The sequence below is a fragment of the Streptomyces sp. NPDC040610 genome (genome assembly GCF_055594065.1).
The window spans coordinates 140992-158040 of sequence record NZ_JBVIXA010000016.1 but is presented as its reverse complement, the minus strand read 5'-3'; the positions used below and the strand labels follow the sequence as shown (position 1 = coordinate 158040).

Here is a 17049-nt window from a genome sequence, read left to right as displayed (position 1 = left end):
CCGCCCCGGGCAGCCGTGCTGCCGTCCGTACCAAGGAGACGTTCGTGCCCGAGATCCCCTGCACCCTCGTCGGCCTGCCCCGGCCCGACGGCGCGCGCCTGGCTCTCCACCTGCATGGGCCGAGTGACCCCGACCTGGTGATCGTCCTGGCCCACGGATGGCAGGCGACCTCCGCCATCTGGGACAAGACCGTGGAACAACTGAACCGCCCGTCCACTCTCGTAGTGCGCTATGACCAGCGCGGACACGGCCGCTCCACCACCGGCACCGCACAGCCGTCGATGTCGCTGCTGGCCGACGACATCCAGGCGATCATCGCCGCCACCGCGCCCGGGGACGTACCGGTCATCCTCGTCGGCCACTCCATGGGGGGCGCCGCGGTTCTCACGCTGGCCGCTTCCCGCCCCCGCCTCTTCGGGGAGAAGGTGATCGCGGCTCTGCTCGTGGCCACCAGCGGTGGCGGCCTCGACCTCGCCGCCGCCGGATTTCCGCTGCGGACGCGGTTGGTCGGCCTGCTGCGCCACGCCATGGCCAGCCTGTGCATTCACGCGCCCCGCGTGGCGTTGCGCCTGCACAACCTCTGGGAGCCGCGGCTGAGCACGCAGCCCCCCATGGATGTCGCGGGGCGGTGGTTCAAAGCCCTGATGCGCCACGAGGTCACCGAGCTGGGAGCCTTGCAGCGGATCCCGGTGCACATCCTGGTGGGGGAGGAGGACCCCACACTTCCGCCCGTCCACTCACACCGCCTGGCCGAGCAGATCCCCACCGCCGAACTGCACGTCCTCCCGCGAGGCTGTCACCGTCTGCCCACCCGGCACTCGTCAGTCGTCGTCGCGGCGATCGAGCGCACCTGCTCCGACGCGCTCCACGGGTCCGGCAGCCGACCGGCCGTGGACAAGACCGACGGCCCCGGGCCCGGCCCGGACCCGACCGCGGTCCACACATCACCGGCGTGACGCCGAGCATGGGTCCCCCCCCCGGAGGTGTCGGTGGCACGGAGTGTCCGCGATCGCGGGCCGTTCACGGGTGGGTTGGGTTGCTCCACAGCGCGGCCGATGAGTTTCTGGCTCCCGGCCGGTCCAAACTCGTGACACCTGAGGAAAGGACACCGCCATGTCGGAGCTTCTCGTCGACTTCATCACCTCCCTCGACGGTTACGCATCGGGAGAGGGATGGCCCGGGTTCTGGGGTCTCGAGGGCCCGGAGTACCTCGCATGGCTGGGCGAGCAGCCCGAGGTCACCTACCTGATGGGAGCGAACACCTACCGCCTGATGTCGGGCTTCGCCGCAGGCGAGGTCCCGGATGGCCAGGACGAGTTCAGGCCGGAGGAGGAGGCGTCCGTCGACGAGCTCACGCAAGCGTCCAAGGTGGTGTTCTCCTCCTCGCTCAAGGAGCCACTGACGTGGGCCAACTCCACGCTCGTCCGCGACGACGCCGTCGAGGCGGTCCGCGCCATGAAGGCGAGCGGCTCCGGGCTCCTCAGCACGCTCGGCAGCCTCAGCCTGTGCCGGTCCCTGCTACGAGCCGGACTCGTCGACCGCTTCCGGGTCGTGATGTTCCCGGTGATCACCGGGGCCACGGGCGAGGAACGCATCTACGACGGCTACCCGGACGTCGCCCTGGAGATGATCGAACACCGCACCTTCGACGGCCGCACCCAGCTGGTCGAGTACAAGCCCCGCGTGCTCGAGCACCCGCCGCTCGGCGCCCCTGCGTGACGTCGCCCCGCCCGCCGGTGCGGGCGGGCGGGAAAGGACATACCCGGCGCGGCCGTTACGTTTACGATCACCTGTGTGACTGACGGGACAGTGCGGGCGATCACCGGTCTGTTCCGGGGCCGCAGGCGTGCGGATGAACTTGCTCAGGTCGACGCGGAGATCACCGCGTTCGGGGAGGCGCTCGCAGGGCATTCCTTCGAACCGGGCCACCACAGGGACAATCCCGGTCTCCTCACGCTGGGAGAGCCGCGGAACCGACGGTGTCCAGCTGGTCCGCAGCTAGCCTCGGGAGCCATCCCTGCTGGTGGTCCACCTGGAACGGGCTGCGGACTCCTGGGTCGAGCTGACCAGCCCCCCCCCCCCCGCGACGGCGCACGACCGCCCGAACAACTCCTCACGCACGGCTCCCCGCTGACGCGGGCGATCGTTCCCGTCGAGTTCGACGGCAAGGATGCGATATGCCCGCAGATGAACACCAACGGAAGGTGGCGGATCTGGTTGCATCCGCCGGAGCAGATTCCGCTCCTGGAGCGCGAGCTGAGATCGACCGGCTCCTACGTCCCCCGGCGGCCAGGTGCCCCTGCGGATCACCCAGCATCGACCCGAGCGGCGGGGTGCACAAGTGAGCCTGGACAGGCTGTTGGGAACCGGTGAGGCTCCACCAGCGGCGCTCAACCGCACTCGGTGACGAACGATCATGGTTGTTAGCCTCGCGGGATGAATGCGACCTTTGATGAAGCCGTCCGTGCCCGCCTGAAAGCCGCCAACATTTGGTACGTCGGCACCGTGTTCGCCGACGGAGCGCCGCAGGTGAGCCCGATGTGGGTGGATCTGGAGGGGGACGGGGAGCTGACGTTCAACACCTCCGTGGGGCGGGTGAAGGAGGAGAATCTGCGGCGTGATCCGCGCGTCTATCTCTCACATGCGGACACGGCCGATCCTTTTGACCGAGTGCAGATCAGTGGCGAAGTGGCCCGCTTCATCGAGGGCGACGAGGCGCATGAGCGGATGGACCGGCTGGCCCGGAAGTACCTGGACAGCGAGCGGTTCGAGTGGACCATGCCGGGGGAGCAGCGGGTCTCGGTGATCGTGCGCCCGGTCAAGGTGCGGCACATCATCGGAGTGGAGCGGTTCCGGCCCGGCGGCCCCACTCCAGGACGCTGACCAGCCCTTCACGGGCGAACGCGCCGAGTTGAGCGCGCAGTTGCCCCTGCGGGCACGCACCGCAAGGGGCTTCGGGCGCGCTCGCGCAGAGGACGGATTTGGCCGGGGCGTGAAGAAATCCGTGGACGGCACCGCGGTAGATCACTTAATGTGTGGCTCCACGCCCTGAGACGGATGGAAGGAGGCGAGTGCCGTGCGGTTCACACCTTTCCAGCGCTCCCTCTTGCCGCTGTCCCGGCGTGGTTCTTGAGTTCTGACCGGGAGCGCTCCAAGCAGCCTGTATCCCGGAGGAATCCATGACCGACGCGGTCATCCGCGCGCTCTCCGCGAGCGACGCCCATCTCTTCGACGCACTCCCCGACCCCCTGGGCGCCCGTGAAGCCCATCGGCGTACCCAGTTCCGCCCCGACTGGAAGCGCGTCGCCCTGCGCGACGGCGAGGTCGTCGCACGCGGCGCGTGGTGGGGCGGCCCCAACGACTCGGAGCCCGTGAACATCAACTGGTTCGACGTGGCCGAGGGCGAGGAGGAGGCCGGGGCCGCACTCCTGCGCTCCGCTCCCCGGCAGGTCGAACTCGAGATCAACCTGCCCGGCGACTGGCGGGAAAAGACCGACCTGCGCGCCGCCGCCGAGGCACGCTTCGCCGCCGCACGAGCCGCCGGGTACGAACTCCTGGTGGAACGCTTCCTGTACCGCTGGACCCCCGAACGAGGTCTGCCCGAGCGGCCCGGACGCCTGCGCTTCAGCGCCGAACCCGACGACACCGTGTTCTTCGACGCGTTGCGCCGCATCCACTCCGTCACCCTGGACGCCCACGCGCTCAGGGCCATCGAGGAGGGCGGCATCGACCAGGCCGCCCAGGAGGAACTCGACTTCTTCCACTGGTGCCCCTCCCCACGGGAGTGGTGGCAGGTCGCGCACACACCGGAGGGCGACCTGGCCGGTATGCACATCCCGGCCCACAACCCCTCCGGCCCGACCATCGGCTTCATCGGAGTCGTCCCGGAACAGCGCGGTCACGGCTACGCCTACGACCTCCTCGCGGAGTGCACCCACGTCCTCGTGGAGCAGGGCGCGGAGTTCGTCAGCGGAGCGACGGACCGGGGCAACTTCCCCATGGCCGCGAACTTCGCCAAGGCCGGTTTCCCCGTCATCAGGGAACGCATCAACTTCCACCCGGCGGGCCAACCGGCCTAGCGAGGAGTAGCAGGCGCTGAGGGGTCCGGTCCGGGATCAGGTCCGGACCCCTTGTCGGCGACATGCGGGAGTTGCGCTGTGGCCAACGGCCACCATCGCGTCGCCGTCCCTTCGGGGGCTACCGGCCGAGCTGGATGAGAGCGGCAGCGGTGACGGCCTCGGCGGTGAAGCCGAAGTGGTCGGTGACCGCGGCCATCGGGCCGGAGGAACCGAAGGTGTCCAGGCCGATGACCGCTCCCTCACGGCCGACGTAGCGTTCCCAGCCGAAGCGCGAGCCCTGCTCGATGGCGACGCGCGCGTGGATCGACGGCGGCAGTACCTCTTCGCGGTACACCGTGCTCTGGTGCTCGAAGAGCTCCCAGCTCGGCAGGGAGACCACCCGGGAGGGGACACCGTCGGCGGCGAGTTTGTGGTGGGCGTCGAGGGCGAGGCCGGAGGCGGGACCGTGGACCGTGCGGTCCAGGGGGGGGCAGCGGCTGGCGGGTCAGGGCGAGCGCGGCCGGGCGCTCCGGGTGGGTCATGATGTGGCGCCACGCCTCGGCCGCTTCGTTCGCGTCGCACGGTCGCAGGACGTCCAGGCCCGGCATGGCGCGGAGCGTGGCGAGGTGTTCCACCGGCTGGTGAGTGGGGCCGTCCTCGCCGACGGCGAGGGAGTCGTGCGTGAAGATGTGGACGACGGGCAGTTCCATCAGGGCGGACAGGCGCAGCGGGCGAAGTCGGAGAAGCGCTCGAAGTCCTGGTCCCAGGCAAGGCGCGCGGTGTGGCCACGGTCGGCCAGGCCGGTGGCCATGTGCCCGGCAAGAGAAGCCGCCTCGGCGGCGACACCCTCCATCAGATCACCGTCACCGCACAGCGCGTACGTGTCGTACCCGAACAGGTCGTATCCGGGGCGGCCGTAGCGCGCGGTGAACCAGCGGGCCGCGGCCGCCGTGCCGACGGAGGTCGCCAGGCCGGTGCCCAGCGGGCCGGTGGTGGCTTCGACGCCGGTGGTGAGGCCGTACTCGGGGTGTCCCGCACGACGGGAGCCGAGCTGCCGGAAGTTCTGGAGATCGGCGAGCGACACGGCCGCGCTGTCCAGAACGCGCCCGTCCGGGGCGACCTCTTGGGCGAGGTGCAGCAGCGCGTACAGAAGCGCGGAGCCGTGGGCGACCGTCAGACCACCCAGCACGGCGCCGGGGGCGACCAGTTCGGGCAGCTGCCGCGGGTCGGGCCCCACGGCGTCAAGGAGCCACGACCAGGTGAAGGTCGCCACGTCGACCAGACCGAGCGGATCGGCCGACGCCCAGCTGGTGACCTGCGGACTGCCGTGCTCCTCATCGTCGACGAACGCACCCCGGAATCCGTCCTGAAGGACCTCCGCGAGCGAAAGGTCACCGTCGAGGTGGCCAAGACCCGGTGACAGGACGGGCCGGTTGACCGACTTCCGGGCACGGCCAAGTCCCCTCAGCCGCCCGAGGACAAGGTCGTCGGGTCGTCAGACGGTGGCGGCCGGAGGCACCCACCGGTGGGTGCGGGGCACGGCACCGGAGAGGCCGTAGTCCTTCTTGAGGGTTTCGGGGATCGCGTAGTGCATGACGCGTCCACGGGTGAGGGAGGACAGTTCGAGGACGGTGGTGAGGTGGCCGAGGCGGTCCAGGGCCCAGGCGCCGAGGGGGGAGCGGTCCTCGATGGTCTCCAGGACGCCGAGGAGGTGGGGCACGGCCTTGACGACGGTGTCCCACGATGTGCGCGGTACCTGGAGCCAGTCGGCGCAGGTGTCGCCCACGAGGTGGCGGATGAGGGCGGAGACGATCGGGTCGAAGAAGGTGCCGGGCACGACCTCCTCATAGAGGTCGATCAGCTGCCGGGTCAGATGCGTGCCCTCCTCGGAGGGCCCCATGTGCCGGACCATGTACAGGTCGAGGAACTGGCGGGCCTCGTCGAGGTTTTGCGGGACGGCATCCTGGTCGACGCCGAGCATGGCGCCGACGACACGCCACGCGTAGTAGTAGGCCTCCGCGCCCTCGGTCGACATGTGGATGCCGAGGCGGTGCAGGCTGTCCAGGACGAGCAGGGAGAAGAACATCTGCCCGCCGATCATGTCCTCCTGGCAGATCGGTGTGCCCAGGGCCTCGGTGTCCCAGTGGTTGTCGCGGGTGAGGTGGTGGCGGATGGAGGCGTGCAGGAGGCGGACCTTCTGGGCGGCGGGGATGAATCGGCTGCCGGCCTCGAAGGCGTCGGGCTGCATCAGATGGACGGTGAACTGGCCGGTCTCCGCCATCCGTTTGGACGGGTACTTCAGGCCGTGGGTCGCCGAGAGCAGCTTCGCCACGTGCGGGACGAGATAGCAGGCGGGCATGGAGGCGAAGGACAGGGCGGTGGAGATGTGCACGTTGTTGTCGATGAAGAACAGCCGGGCCTTCTCCATCTCGGTCCAGTCCACCCAGTCCGGCGGGGCGCTGGTGACCGTGAGGTAGTCCCGCGCGACGTCGGGCAGTCCGTCGGGCAGGGGAGCGCCGACGGTGGAGACGTAGCGCATCAGGGTGTTGAACTTGCCCACTTCCCCCCGTTCGAAGAGCGTGGCGACGGTGGCATCGGCAAGCTCGTCCCCGGCCTGCCGCAGGGCGTCCATCGATGCGTCGGTGTAGGTCATGGCGGGGGTCCTCATCTTCCTCGGGGGTGTGCCCACGACAGGCGGCTCGGGGGTGTCTCCACGACAGGCGGTAGGGGCGGCTGCCCGGGACGGCACGGGCCCGCGCCACCCCGATGCGAGGTCAGGACAGGCGTACCGCCGCGGAATGCGCCAGCGCGGTGAGCGCGGTCGCGGCATACGTCGGAAGATCCAGCTCGTGGAGGGCGCCAAGAGCCTCCTCGACCCGCGCCCCGATCATGTCCTCGATCCGGTCGGGTGCCCTCAGCCGGCGCATCACCTCGCGCACCGCGCCCAGCCCCTCCGCGCCCAGGTCTTCCCGGCCCAGCAGGGAGCGCAGCAGCTCGCGCTCCTCGTCGTCGGCCAGACGCCACGTCTCCGCCAGCAGCGCAGTGGGCCGTCGGCCGCGCACATCGTCGGCGTTGGCCTTGCCCGTGTGCTCGGGGTCTCCGAACAGCCCGAGCAGGTCGTCCCGGAGCTGGAACGCCTCGCCCAGCGGCAGCCCGTACGCGGAGTAGACCTCGCGCAGCCGCGCGCCCGCTCCGGCCAACGCACCACCGATCAACAGGGGCTGTTCGACGGTGTACTTGGCGGTCTTGTACCGGATCACCTTCAGCGACGCCTGGGTGTCCGGGCCGGCTCCGGTCCGCAGGATCTCCAGACACTCGCCCGCGATCAGCTCACGGGCCATCACCGCCCACAACGGCCGGGCCCGGACGAGATACGCGGCGGGCAGACCGCTGGTGGCGAACAGCTGCCCGGCCAGCGCCATGAGCAGATCCCCCACCAGCATCGCCAACGACCGCGCGGCGGCATCGGCGTCCGGGCGGGCCCCTACGGCCCCGAGGAGGGCGACGTGGGTGGTGGGCCGCCCGTGCCGCAGCGGGCTGTCGTCGATGAGGTCGTCGTGCACGACCGCGGCCGCGTGCACCAGTTCCATCGAGGCCGCCGCCCGCACCAGCGCGTCGCTGTCCGGCTGCCCCACCGCGCGCCACCCCCAGTAGCAGAACGCCGCCCGCAGCCGCTTGCCGTCCGCGACCGCCGCCTCCAGCCTCTCGGCCACCGCGCCGAGCGTCGGATCCACCGCCGCGAACTCGTCGGCCTCCCGGGCGACGAACCCGCACACCACCTCGTCGACGCGGGCCTTGAACGCGGCCGACTCCCACCGGTCAGATGTCACCGGCGGCCTTCCGGGCCAGGACGCGCTGGGCAAGGATCTCCAAGTGGGCCGGCGGCACAGCCGCGTACCGGTCAAGGACCAGGCGCCCGCGCGCCACCAGTTCGTACTCCGCCTCCGCCGCCAACTCCGCGGCGTCCGAACGACGAAGCAGCGCCCGTACGGTCCCCAGGACCGAACCCGCCGTGCTCACCGCCAGATCGGCCAGTCCGGCAGTCAGCAACAGCGCCTGGCGGTCTAAGCCTCCGCGCCGTCCCGCTTCTTGAGTCACGCCATCTCCCTCACCGTCGTACATCCAGGCAGCCCTGGGCGCGCAGCGCCCTTCCGAGCATCGAGTCCCACCGGGTGCGACAGCGGAAGAACTCACGATCGAGTGATCCCACCGTTCGACCGTGCGGATTGTGGATGCCGCTGACTCGCACTCGCCCTGCGAGCCGCGCGGATTCAGGGGGGCCGGTCGTGCGGGAGAGGGGCCCCTGTCTGTTCCTCGGCAGGAGGGGGCGCGGCGGCCGGAGCAGTGATGCTCTGCTCGAGGTTGTCGAGTGCGTCGCGCGCTTCCGCTATGCGTGCCAGTAGCCGGTCTTCCGCGCCGACGGCGGACATCCGGGTGGCCGTGCCCGGGGGGTCGGTGTTGGCTCCCTCCAGGCGTCGTGCTTCGTCGAGGGAGTTGAGTACGACTCCGATGAGCACGTTGACCAGGACGAATGAGCCGAGGAGTACGTACGAGGCGAAGTAGAGGATGCTCCAGGGGGAGAGTGCGAGGCCGGCTCTGATCGACTCGTCCAGACCGTCCAGGGTGACGAGGACGAAGAGGCTGAGGGCTGCCCGGCCCAGGGAGCCGTAGTGGTCGGGGTCGCTGTCGGCGAAGATCAGCCAGCCGAGCATGGCGTAGATGTACAGCAGGAGGGTGCCGGCCAGGACGAAGCCCAGCGCGCCGGGGAGGCTCTTGCCGACCGCGATGATGATGATGCGCAGTTGCGGCAGCATTCTGGCCGCGCGCAGGACGCGGGCCAGGCGCAGCAGCCGTAGGGCGGTGGCGTTCTCACTGGCGAAGGGGAGATACGCGAACACGACGATGCCGAGGTCGAAGACGTTCCAGGGATCGCGCAGGTACTGGCCCGGACGGTCCGCATGGGATGCGGCACGCAGGGCGGCCTCCGCGGTGAAGGCGACGAGGAAGCAGTGCTCGGCGACCCTCAGCTGCGGATGCCATGCCTCGACTATCCCGTCGTACGTCTCGACGCCGAGCAGGGCGGCGTTGGCGAGGATCAGTCCCAGCGCCAGGCCGGTGAACCAGCCGGACTCCGTGATGGCTCGGCATGAGGCGGCGAACGCCTGACGACGAGTGAGAAGAGGTGAGGGCTCAGCATGCCACGGACGCGGGAGCGGCTCCTTTGGGCAGCGCCTGTGCCTCAGGACCGGCGGGCACCGTCTGCGCCTCAGGACCGGTGGACAGCGCGGGCGTCCCATCGCCGGTGGGCAGTGCGGGCGTCGCAGGGCCGGAGGAGCTGGCAGGGGCCGGAGCAGGTGTGTGCGGTGGGCCCACCTCGCCGCTCGTGCCATCCGTCCCCGATACGCGCTGGTCAGGCACCCGCGTCTCTGCCGCTGCGGAGTTCAGCAACTCCGCGACGGTGCTGTGGCCCGAGCGTTCGGCGTCCGTCAGCGGTGTTCCGCCCCAGCGGTCCCGGGGCGCCGGGTCGACGCCATGGGTGAGGAGGTATCGGACGATCTCCGTTCGCCCCTCCGATGCCGCCAGGTGCAGGGGCGTACGTCCGTCGTAGTCGGCGGCCGACAAGTCTGCTCCGGAGGCGGCGATGCGGCGTACTTCGTCCAAGTCGCCCTGACTGGCGGCCCAGCAGACCGCGACGACATTCTCCACGCGGCTCTGGTGGCGCCGCAGCCGAAGGTCCTTCCGGTGCGTCGGCGATACGGAACCCGCCGAGTGCGGATGCACGTTGTACATCTCCACCAGGCGTCGGCAGAACTCGATTCCCCTGACGGTGTTGCCGAGTTCGTCCAGCCGAGGCGACCACACGCACACCCCGAGAACCTGCGGGACGACGAGGATCAGCGCGCCCGAGACACCGCTCTTGGCGGGCAGCCCCACAGTGAAGGCGAACTCGCCCGAGAAGTCGTACATGCCGCACGACGACATCAGCGACAGACAGTGCTGAACGGTTTCCTCGCTGAAGACCCGGTCTCCGGTCAGCGGGCATACTCCACCGTTCGCAAGCGACGCCGCGACGATACCGAGCCCTTCCGCGTCCAATTCCAGCGAGCAGCACTGGAAGTAGAAATCCAGGGTCTCCGTCAGGTTGGTGCCGGAGGGGAACGCGTTCTGCTCCCGCATCGAGTATCCGAGCGCGAAGTTCCGGTCCGCGGTGTGCCGCTCGGAGAGGTAGACAGCATTGTCGTAGCCGAGCCGCCTGCCTCCGGTGAGGCGTTTCCAGGTCTGCGCCACGTGGTCGAAGCGGTCGGCGAGCGGCTGCCCGGGCCGGATCAGCGCACAGCTCATGATCGCTCCTGCGTTGATCATCGGGTTGTGCGGCCTGCCCCGCCGGTCCAACGTCAGTTCGTTGAAGCCGAGCCCGCTGGGTTCCCGCCCGATGTGCTGGTGCGCGACCTCGACGCCGTGCTCTTCCAGCGCGAGACAGTAACTCACGGTCTTGGACACCGACTGCGCGCAGAAGAAGACGTCGGCGTCCCCGACGGTGTGCCGCTGCCCGTCCACGGTGCACAGCGAGATCGCGAACTGCTCGGGATTCACCCGCGCCAGTTGCGGAATGTAGCTCGCGACTGCTCCGCCCCGCAGGGGGAGCAACTCGCCGTGGATCCGGTCGATATCGGCGGTGAACCCGGTGAAGTCGGGCACCACCAGTCGGCCCTGCATCGCACGCTGCACCAGACCGCTGTGGTGCTGGATCAGCGTGGCGAACTCGGCGAAGCCGATCTCGCGGTCGGCTCCGCCTTCGGCAGTGGCGTCCAGGATTCCCTGGATGCGGGGGTCGTCCTCGAGGATTCCCGCCTCGGCCAGATGCCTGACCAACTCCTCCCGCGACAATCCCTGGCTGCCGTCGTCGTCGAAGGCATCGAACAGGGCACGGTACGCCGACTCGAAAGGGCCGAGGTCAGTGGGCGCCGAATCTGTGTGAGACTCCATGGGCTCCTCTTCCTGCCGACTGCGACCAGCCGGTCGTTCCGCCTTGAACTTGACCGGAAACGAATGCCGCTATTCGGGTTGATCGGAGTACTGCGGGAGCGCCCTGGGACACGTACCAGTGGGATGCGCACGACCGCGCAGACCTGATCACGCAGGGGCGCTCACACAGCTCTGGCGATGACATTCGCCGAGCAGGTCTCCGGGCTACAGGCCCGATCCGGGGCGGCCCGGCCCGCACATGCCCGGAGGGGCGGACAGACCGTTTTCGGTCTGTCCGCCCCTCCGGGGTGCTCGTTCGCTACGGAAGGCTGTGCACCTTCGGGCCGACGGCGTTCGACCACGCGTGGCCCGCCGTCGCGTCCCAGTTCGTCGACCACGTCATGGCGCCGCGCAGCGACGGGTACGTCTTCGACGGCTTGAAGGAGCCGCAGCCGGTGCCGCGGGTCAGGCAGTCGAGGGCGTTGTTCACGACCGACGGGGCCACGTAACCGCTGCCCGCGCCGCGCGTCGACGCCGGGACGCCGATCCCGACCTGCGAGGGGTCGAGGCCGCCCTCCAGCTGGATGCAGGCGAGCGCGGTCAGGAAGTCGACGCTGCCCTGGCTGTAGACCTTGCCGTCACAGCCGAGCATCGAACCGCTGTTGTAGTACTGCATGTTGACGACCGTGAGGATGTCCTTCACGTTCAGCGCCGTCTGGAAGTACCCACCGGACGTGGACTGCATGTCGATGGTCTGCGGTGCCATGGTGAGCACCATCTTCGGGCCCGCCTTCGCCGAGAGCTGGCGCAGCGCCTTCGTCATGTAGGTGGGGTTGAGGCCGTTCTCGAGGTCGATGTCGACGCCGTTGAACCCGTACTCCTGCATCAGCGCGTAGGCGCTGTTGGCGAATGCCGTCGCGGAGGCGTCACTGTTGACGGAGATGGTGCCCTTCTCGCCGCCGACCGACAGGATCACGGACTTGCCCGCGGCCTTCTTCGCGGCGATGTCCGCCTTGAAGTCGGCGGTGGAGGCGTAGCCGACGGCCGGGTCCAGGTTGAAGGTGATCTGCCCCGGAGTGGTGGTGGCGTCGGCGAACGACACGGCGATGATGTCGTACTGCGAGGACACGTCCCGCAGCTTCTGTACGGTCGCGCCGTTGTTGAAGTTCTGCCAGTAGCCGGTCACCGCGTGCCGGGGCACCGTCCCGTCGCCGCCACCGTCGCCCTTGGGTGTCGTCACGGACACCGCCGTCGACTTCGCCGACTCGCCCGCCGCGTTCGAGGCGCTCACCTGGAAGCTGTACGTGGTCTCCGGCGTGAGGCCGGTGACGGTCGTGGAGGCGCCACTGGCCGAGGCGACCTTCGTGCCGTCGCGGTAGACGGTGTACCCCGTCGCCGTGGACGACGGCGTCCAGGACAGGTCCACCGACGTGGGCGTCGCCGTGCCCGCCGCGAGGCCGGCCGGGACGGGCGGTATCTCGACCGGGTCGGTGCCGCCGCCCCCGTCGGGTCCGAAGACGCTCACGTCGTCCACGTAGTACGCGCTCTGCCCGTACCAGCCGTGGGTGTACACGGTGACCGAGGTGGTGTTCGCGCCGGTGGTGAAGCGGGTGGACAGCTGCTGCCAGGACGAGGTGCCCGGCGTCCAGGTCGACACGTCGGTGGTACCGGTGCCGCGGGCGCCGAGGTAGGCGTAGCTGCCCTGCACCCAACTGCTCAGCTGGTACGTCGAGTTCGGCTTCACCGCGACGATCTGGGAACACTCGGCGGTGCCCTGGCCGGACGGGGTGGCCTTGAGTGCTTTCGCGCCGCCATGCACGGGGGACGTGACGGCGGCACCGCTGTTCGCGGCGCAGGTCCAGTTGCTGAGGTCCGCCTCGAACCCGGCGTTCTTGGCGACGTTGACGTCCGCCGCCTTGGTGCTCGCGGCCTTGGTTCCGGCCGCGTTGGTGTCGGCCGACTGCGCGGGCACGGCGAGGGCGGTGAGGGCGAGCGCGGCGGCCGCACCGACGGCCAGCGCCGCGCTGATTCTCCGGCGGACGCCGGGTCTGTCCTGGCGCACACGGTCCACGGGGTGCCTCCTGGGAGAGAGGTGAAGCACGGAAGCGACGACGGTGGCCACCGCTGTTGCGCGCATGGTTGGTCCAGACCAATAGAGTTGTCAAGACCTCTGGAGAGGAGAACCTGCGGCGGAGCACTCGATGGCCGTGGCCGCCGTCATCCCCAGCACCTCGAACGGGAGGCCGGTCAGGAAGCAGCGCGGAGGCGCGCGGGAGTTGGGAGAGGCTCAGGGAGGTGGGGCTGTCCCGCCGGCGCGGCGATGCTATGACTCGCCGGTGATCCTGGCCGAGCCGATCGTCGCCGCGACGATCTCCCTGGCGGCGGTCCGGGTCGACGAGCCGGAGTTCAGGCTGCTCAGCGATGCCTGGTTGAGCGCGTGGACGACGAACTCGTAGGTGTTCACCGTCGAGGGCGAGCACGGTCCCTGGTAACCGTAGAGGTTCGCGCTGCCACGGTAGTAGACCTGCCTGGCTCCCACCGGGGTGGAGGGCCGGTATGTGTGGTCGACGTTCTGGGGGAGTGAGGTCGTGTTCGCCGGGATGTCGTAGATGACCCAGTGGATGAGGTTGGAGTTGTCGAGATCGCGCATGACGATCGCGTAGCTCTTGGCTGTGGTTGGAGAACCCGCCCAGGTCAAGGGAGGGGATTCGTTCCTCTTGCCGGGATCGCTTCCTCCGCCGCTGGTGCACTCGTGGACCTTGGGGATGATGCCGCCGGCGGCGAAGGCGGTGCTGGACAGGGTGAATGCGCTTCGGGTTGCCGACGGCGTCGACGAGGTCGCCGAGGCGGTGGTCGGCGCGAGGCCGACGGCCCCGGTGATGAGCAGAGCGCAAAGCCCGATTCTTGCACTTCTCACGGGATGCTCCCGAGGATATTCGTGGTCGCTTGGGTGTCCGTGGCGCGAGAGCGGTATTCGTGCGATGGAGTCAACGTAGGCATCTTGGTTTCTGATGTCATGTCACTTATCGACCCGATCGATGTACTTTTCTCGCCTTCGGTTCGTCGTCCTGGACGGGACTGTCAAGGCGATGTGCCGCTCGTCCGCTCCGGCGGGCGTTGGCCGCTCTCAGTCAGCAGCATGACGGCGGTGAGCACGACGAGAGCGGCCGCCGATACGTGAATACTCAGGGCTGTGGTGTACGTGCCGCCATGGGTGAGGACCGCGAGCGCGTCGCCGAGCGGAATGATGGCGTTGATGAGGACGACCCAGCCGAGCGTCCGCCGCTGCCCGATCGTGAGCAGCAGGAACACGGTGGCTGCCACCGCGATGTCGCGTACGCCCTTCACGGCGAAATAGCCGTCGGCGTTTCCCTCCGGCCAGGGGGTGATCCCGAATCCGGAGGGTGCGCCGTCGGGGTTCAGAAGGAAGTTGAGCCCGAAGAGCAGAACCGTGGCGCCGGTCAGTACGGCAAGGGCCGTGGTGATGTGACGCCTTCTCACGGAGCCTCGCAGAGGCAGGACAGGGCCTGCGGGGTCACGCGGGAACGGCACGCGTGTGGTCATGGTTGGTCCTCCGGGTCGAGGTAGTGGGTTCCTGCCGGATCAGGGTGATGCCGTACGCGACGATCCAGACGACCCACATCAGCCAGCCGGTGAGACCCAGGAGGCCCAAGGTGCCGTCGGCGATGACCCAATGGGCGAGGGTGGCAGAACTGAACTGCAGTACCGCGGCGAGCAGTCCCAGGATGCCGTGCCACGGCCGGATCAGGCCCGTGCGCAGACCTCCGACGGACAGGCCGAGAAGGGCGAGCGCCAGGAACGTTCCGTTGAGGGTGAACACCGCATCGTGCAGCGCCCAGAGTGCCGGGGTCGCGGAGGGATCGTGCGGGGCTGTCGAGGCCAGTGCGAGGCGGGTCGCGACGACCCCGGCGAAGGTGACGTTCTGAAGGGCCAGACCGGCGAGTCCGAGCAGCGACCACGCCTCGTTGCGATCGCGCTCGGACCGCCGCAGCGCGATGAGCGCGCCGGCGCCGAACAACGTGGCCAGGATCCAGGCGGCGGGGGCCAGTGCGGATCCGATGCCGACGGCCGTGCCCTCCGTGGCGAAGAACTCGGTGACCTTGCCGTTCTCTGCGCCGGTGAGGGGCAGACCGGCGGGCACCATGACCACGTTGCTGAGGGAGATCATGGCGGCGAAGCCGATGGCCGCCATGCCCCCGATGCGGGAGAAGCTGATGGCGGCCAACTTGGATTGATGTGGCATATATTGATTATAAGCAGCGTAAACCCAGAGGGGGCAAGGCATGAGCGAAGAGCAGGACCGGCGTCGCTATGACTCACTGCGTCGCACGGCGCAGGCACTGGAGACCCGGGCCGAGATCGCCCGCGCCGCGCGCCGGCTCTTCGACTCCCAGGGCTGGGCGGGAACGACCGTGCGCGAGGTGGCGCGCGAGGCGGGAGTTTCCGTGCCCACGGTCTACGCGACGTACGGGAACAAGACCGGGCTGACCCGGGCCGTGGCCGATTCGGCGGATCTGTCCGCCGACGCGCCGCAGATGCTCGCGGAGTTGGAGGCCGCAGGGGCGAACCCGAGGGGTCAGCTCGCGGCGATGGCCGCCTACGACCGGCGGCTGTTCGAGCGCGCGGGCGACATCATCATGGTGATGCGCGAAGCGGGCCGCAGCGAACCCGAGCTCGCCACGGCCTACCGTGACGGTCGCGAACGGGGCGATGCGACCAGGGTGCAGGTCTTCTCGTCCTGGCCGGCCGGAACCCTCCGACGCGGCCTTGACCAGCAGTCTGCCGTGGACATCTACGCGGCCATCTGCAACATCGACGTCTACACCACACTCACCACCGAACGCGGCTGGCCGCCCAGCCGTATCGAGGAGTGGTGGGGGCAGGCGCTGGCTCGTGAGCTGCTGAGTTAGGCGCGCGAGTCCCGCTCCGCATGTCGCGGGCTCGCGCATCGTTTCGCCGGTCCCGGCCGATGCGGAGGTCGGTCCGGACCGGGAGTTCCAAAGCCTGTTGCAGAAGGCTGTGAACTGGGCCTCTGTATGGCCGGGGCGCTGAGGGCTGAGGCGTTGTAGGTGGAGACGTTTACCGGTTGCTGCGGTTGGGGCCTTCCGGTGGCTGCTGAAGGCGGCCCGTGAACGGGGCGGCAACGGCACCAGGATGGAGCGCCCGTGGTGTCTGCTGTTGGACGAGCGGGTGATGCTGGTGCCGGTGTACTACCGCACGCATCTGACGAAGCAACAGTTGGCGCCGCTCTTCGGCGCCCCGCCCGCGACGGTGTGCCGAGTGATCCAGAAGCTCGGTCCGCTGCTGACGGTGGAGCTCGTCACACGTCCTTCAGATGCGGTGGACCGGCTGTGGAGCGTGGACGGCACGCTCATTCCGGCCCGCGACCGCACTGTTGCTGCCTCCTCACACAACAACCGGTTCTCGGCGAACGTGCAGGTCATCATTGATGCCGACACACGCCTTGTGGTTGCCACCGCCCGATCGGCCCCGGGGAACAAGGCCGATGCGCAGGTCTGGCGGAGTTCTGGTCCGGCCTGCTGGGTCGTTTGATGGTTTCGCCTACGTCCTGGTGGGGGCGGGGTTGAACCGTGGCCAGCTCGACACGAATGCTCTGGGTGACCTGCTTGTTTCCCTACCGCTTCCGCGGTTCGACGGGCAGGGCGGCCAACTCGGCGGGTGCGCGGGGCCCTTCGGGCACGTGGTCCGCCATGCGCGCGAGGGCGGCCGCCCTGAACGCGGCCGGGAACACAAAACCGAGCGACGCCTCGATGAGTGCGGCGGCGCCCGCGTCCGCGTCGTCGGCCGTCCGTTACTCAGCAGTGCCCGTGTCGCCCATCGGCCAGGCTCCTTCCGCTCCCGATCCTGGTCAAGCGCACCCGTGCCCCACGGACCGCGCCCTCAACCCCGGCTTCCCACGAGCGGATTACCCGTGGCGCATAGTGAGCGGTCACCGCGTCAAGTCGGTCCCGGCTTCTCCGGTTCCCGTTCTCCCGCGCGTCGG

Annotated in this window: 16 protein-coding genes and 2 pseudogenes; 6 read left to right on the top strand and 12 right to left on the bottom strand. The window is 69.3% G+C overall.

Annotated features, from left to right (window positions below; genetic code table 11):
- Positions 1–44 precede the first annotated feature (44 nt).
- The 4 genes from ACZ6AA_RS36160 to ACZ6AA_RS36145 all read left to right on the top strand — a co-directional run bounded on the left by ACZ6AA_RS36160 (position 45) and on the right by ACZ6AA_RS36145 (position 4079).
- A complete protein-coding gene (locus ACZ6AA_RS36160) occupies positions 45–956 on the top strand; it encodes an alpha/beta fold hydrolase (RefSeq protein ID WP_468461341.1) in 912 nt (303 codons plus the stop codon).
- A gap of 157 nt (positions 957–1113) precedes the next feature.
- Positions 1114–1719, top strand: coding sequence for a dihydrofolate reductase family protein (locus ACZ6AA_RS36155; protein WP_468461343.1), 606 nt, complete (start codon positions 1114–1116; stop codon positions 1717–1719).
- 717 nt (positions 1720–2436) lie between these two features.
- Positions 2437–2883 (top strand): TIGR03618 family F420-dependent PPOX class oxidoreductase, encoded by a 447-nt coding sequence (locus ACZ6AA_RS36150; RefSeq protein WP_471462708.1) that lies wholly within the window; start codon positions 2437–2439, stop codon positions 2881–2883.
- 296 nt (positions 2884–3179) lie between these two features.
- Complete coding sequence (locus tag ACZ6AA_RS36145) at positions 3180–4079, top strand: GNAT family N-acetyltransferase (protein ID WP_471462706.1); 900 nt, start codon at positions 3180–3182, stop codon at positions 4077–4079.
- 118 nt (positions 4080–4197) lie between these two features.
- Here the strand turns inward: ACZ6AA_RS36145 and ACZ6AA_RS36140 are convergent, their stop codons facing one another.
- From ACZ6AA_RS36140 to ACZ6AA_RS36085, 12 genes and pseudogenes are all read right to left on the bottom strand, one after another.
- Entirely contained in the window at positions 4198–4458 is a 261-nt protein-coding gene (locus tag ACZ6AA_RS36140; protein ID WP_471462704.1) for a transketolase-like TK C-terminal-containing protein, read from the bottom strand.
- An 88-nt stretch (positions 4459–4546) separates the two neighbouring features.
- A pseudogene (locus tag ACZ6AA_RS36135) lies at positions 4547–4786 on the bottom strand (transketolase); the annotation flags it as partial.
- Positions 4768–5247 (bottom strand): hypothetical protein, encoded by a 480-nt coding sequence (locus ACZ6AA_RS36130; RefSeq protein WP_471462746.1) that lies wholly within the window; start codon positions 5245–5247, stop codon positions 4768–4770. The pseudogene ACZ6AA_RS36135 and the gene ACZ6AA_RS36130, both read right to left, overlap by 19 nt.
- 306 nt (positions 5248–5553) lie before the next feature.
- Positions 5554–6711, bottom strand: coding sequence for an oxygenase MpaB family protein (locus ACZ6AA_RS36125; protein WP_471462702.1), 1158 nt, complete (start codon positions 6709–6711; stop codon positions 5554–5556).
- 121 nt (positions 6712–6832) lie between these two features.
- Positions 6833–7888: a polyprenyl synthetase family protein gene (locus ACZ6AA_RS36120; RefSeq protein WP_471462700.1), complete on the bottom strand. Its 1056-nt coding sequence runs from the start codon at positions 7886–7888 to the stop codon at positions 6833–6835.
- Positions 7878–8156, bottom strand: a complete 279-nt coding sequence (locus ACZ6AA_RS36115; protein WP_468461355.1) for a polyprenyl synthetase — start codon at positions 8154–8156, stop codon at positions 7878–7880. The genes ACZ6AA_RS36120 and ACZ6AA_RS36115 overlap by 11 nt, the downstream gene beginning before the upstream one ends.
- Before the next feature lie 173 nt (positions 8157–8329).
- The gene (locus tag ACZ6AA_RS36110; protein WP_471462698.1) at positions 8330–9355 is read right to left on the bottom strand and encodes an ion transporter; all 1026 of its coding nucleotides are present in this window, start codon (positions 9353–9355) and stop codon (positions 8330–8332) included.
- Positions 9249–11045 carry a glutaminase A gene (gene glsA, locus ACZ6AA_RS36105; RefSeq protein WP_471462696.1) on the bottom strand — a complete coding sequence of 599 codons (1797 nt, stop codon included), beginning with the start codon at positions 11043–11045 and terminating at the stop codon, positions 9249–9251. Before glsA ends, ACZ6AA_RS36110 begins: the two co-directional genes overlap by 107 nt.
- A gap of 298 nt (positions 11046–11343) precedes the next feature.
- Entirely contained in the window at positions 11344–13095 is a 1752-nt protein-coding gene (locus ACZ6AA_RS36100) for a chitinase (RefSeq protein WP_468461361.1), read from the bottom strand.
- A gap of 252 nt (positions 13096–13347) precedes the next feature.
- Positions 13348–13941, bottom strand: a complete 594-nt coding sequence (locus ACZ6AA_RS36095) for a YbhB/YbcL family Raf kinase inhibitor-like protein (protein ID WP_468461363.1) — start codon at positions 13939–13941, stop codon at positions 13348–13350.
- Between the two features lie 164 nt (positions 13942–14105).
- Positions 14106–14525, bottom strand: a complete 420-nt coding sequence (locus ACZ6AA_RS36090) for a DUF4267 domain-containing protein (protein WP_468461365.1) — start codon at positions 14523–14525, stop codon at positions 14106–14108.
- Between the two features lie 34 nt (positions 14526–14559).
- Positions 14560–15288 carry a 2-oxoglutarate/malate transporter gene (locus ACZ6AA_RS36085; protein ID WP_471462693.1) on the bottom strand — a complete coding sequence of 243 codons (729 nt, stop codon included), beginning with the start codon at positions 15286–15288 and terminating at the stop codon, positions 14560–14562.
- A 40-nt stretch (positions 15289–15328) separates the two neighbouring features.
- Between ACZ6AA_RS36085 and ACZ6AA_RS36080 the strand changes: the two genes are divergently transcribed.
- Positions 15329–15955, top strand: coding sequence for a TetR/AcrR family transcriptional regulator (locus ACZ6AA_RS36080; protein WP_468461368.1), 627 nt, complete (start codon positions 15329–15331; stop codon positions 15953–15955).
- 159 nt (positions 15956–16114) lie between these two features.
- Positions 16115–16577 (top strand): annotated as a pseudogene (locus tag ACZ6AA_RS36075) (transposase family protein); the annotation flags it as partial.
- Positions 16578–17049: the final 472 nt, after the last annotated feature.

Bases quoted from the DNA above. Each gene is read 5' to 3' on its own strand.
- ACZ6AA_RS36155 (WP_468461343.1), top strand. From the start codon at position 1,114: ATGTCGGAGCTTCTCGTCGACTTCATCACCTCCCTCGACGGTTACGCA.
- ACZ6AA_RS36150 (WP_471462708.1), top strand. From the start codon at position 2,437: ATGAATGCGACCTTTGATGAAGCCGTCCGTGCCCGCCTGAAAGCCGCC.
- ACZ6AA_RS36145 (WP_471462706.1), top strand. From the start codon at position 3,180: ATGACCGACGCGGTCATCCGCGCGCTCTCCGCGAGCGACGCCCATCTC.
- ACZ6AA_RS36125 (WP_471462702.1), bottom strand. From the start codon at position 6,711: ATGACCTACACCGACGCATCGATGGACGCCCTGCGGCAGGCCGGGGAC.
- ACZ6AA_RS36110 (WP_471462698.1), bottom strand. From the start codon at position 9,355: ATGGGACGCCCGCGCTGTCCACCGGTCCTGAGGCGCAGACGGTGCCCG.
- glsA (WP_471462696.1), bottom strand. From the start codon at position 11,045: ATGGAGTCTCACACAGATTCGGCGCCCACTGACCTCGGCCCTTTCGAG.
- ACZ6AA_RS36085 (WP_471462693.1), bottom strand. From the start codon at position 15,288: ATGCCACATCAATCCAAGTTGGCCGCCATCAGCTTCTCCCGCATCGGG.
- ACZ6AA_RS36080 (WP_468461368.1), top strand. From the start codon at position 15,329: ATGAGCGAAGAGCAGGACCGGCGTCGCTATGACTCACTGCGTCGCACG.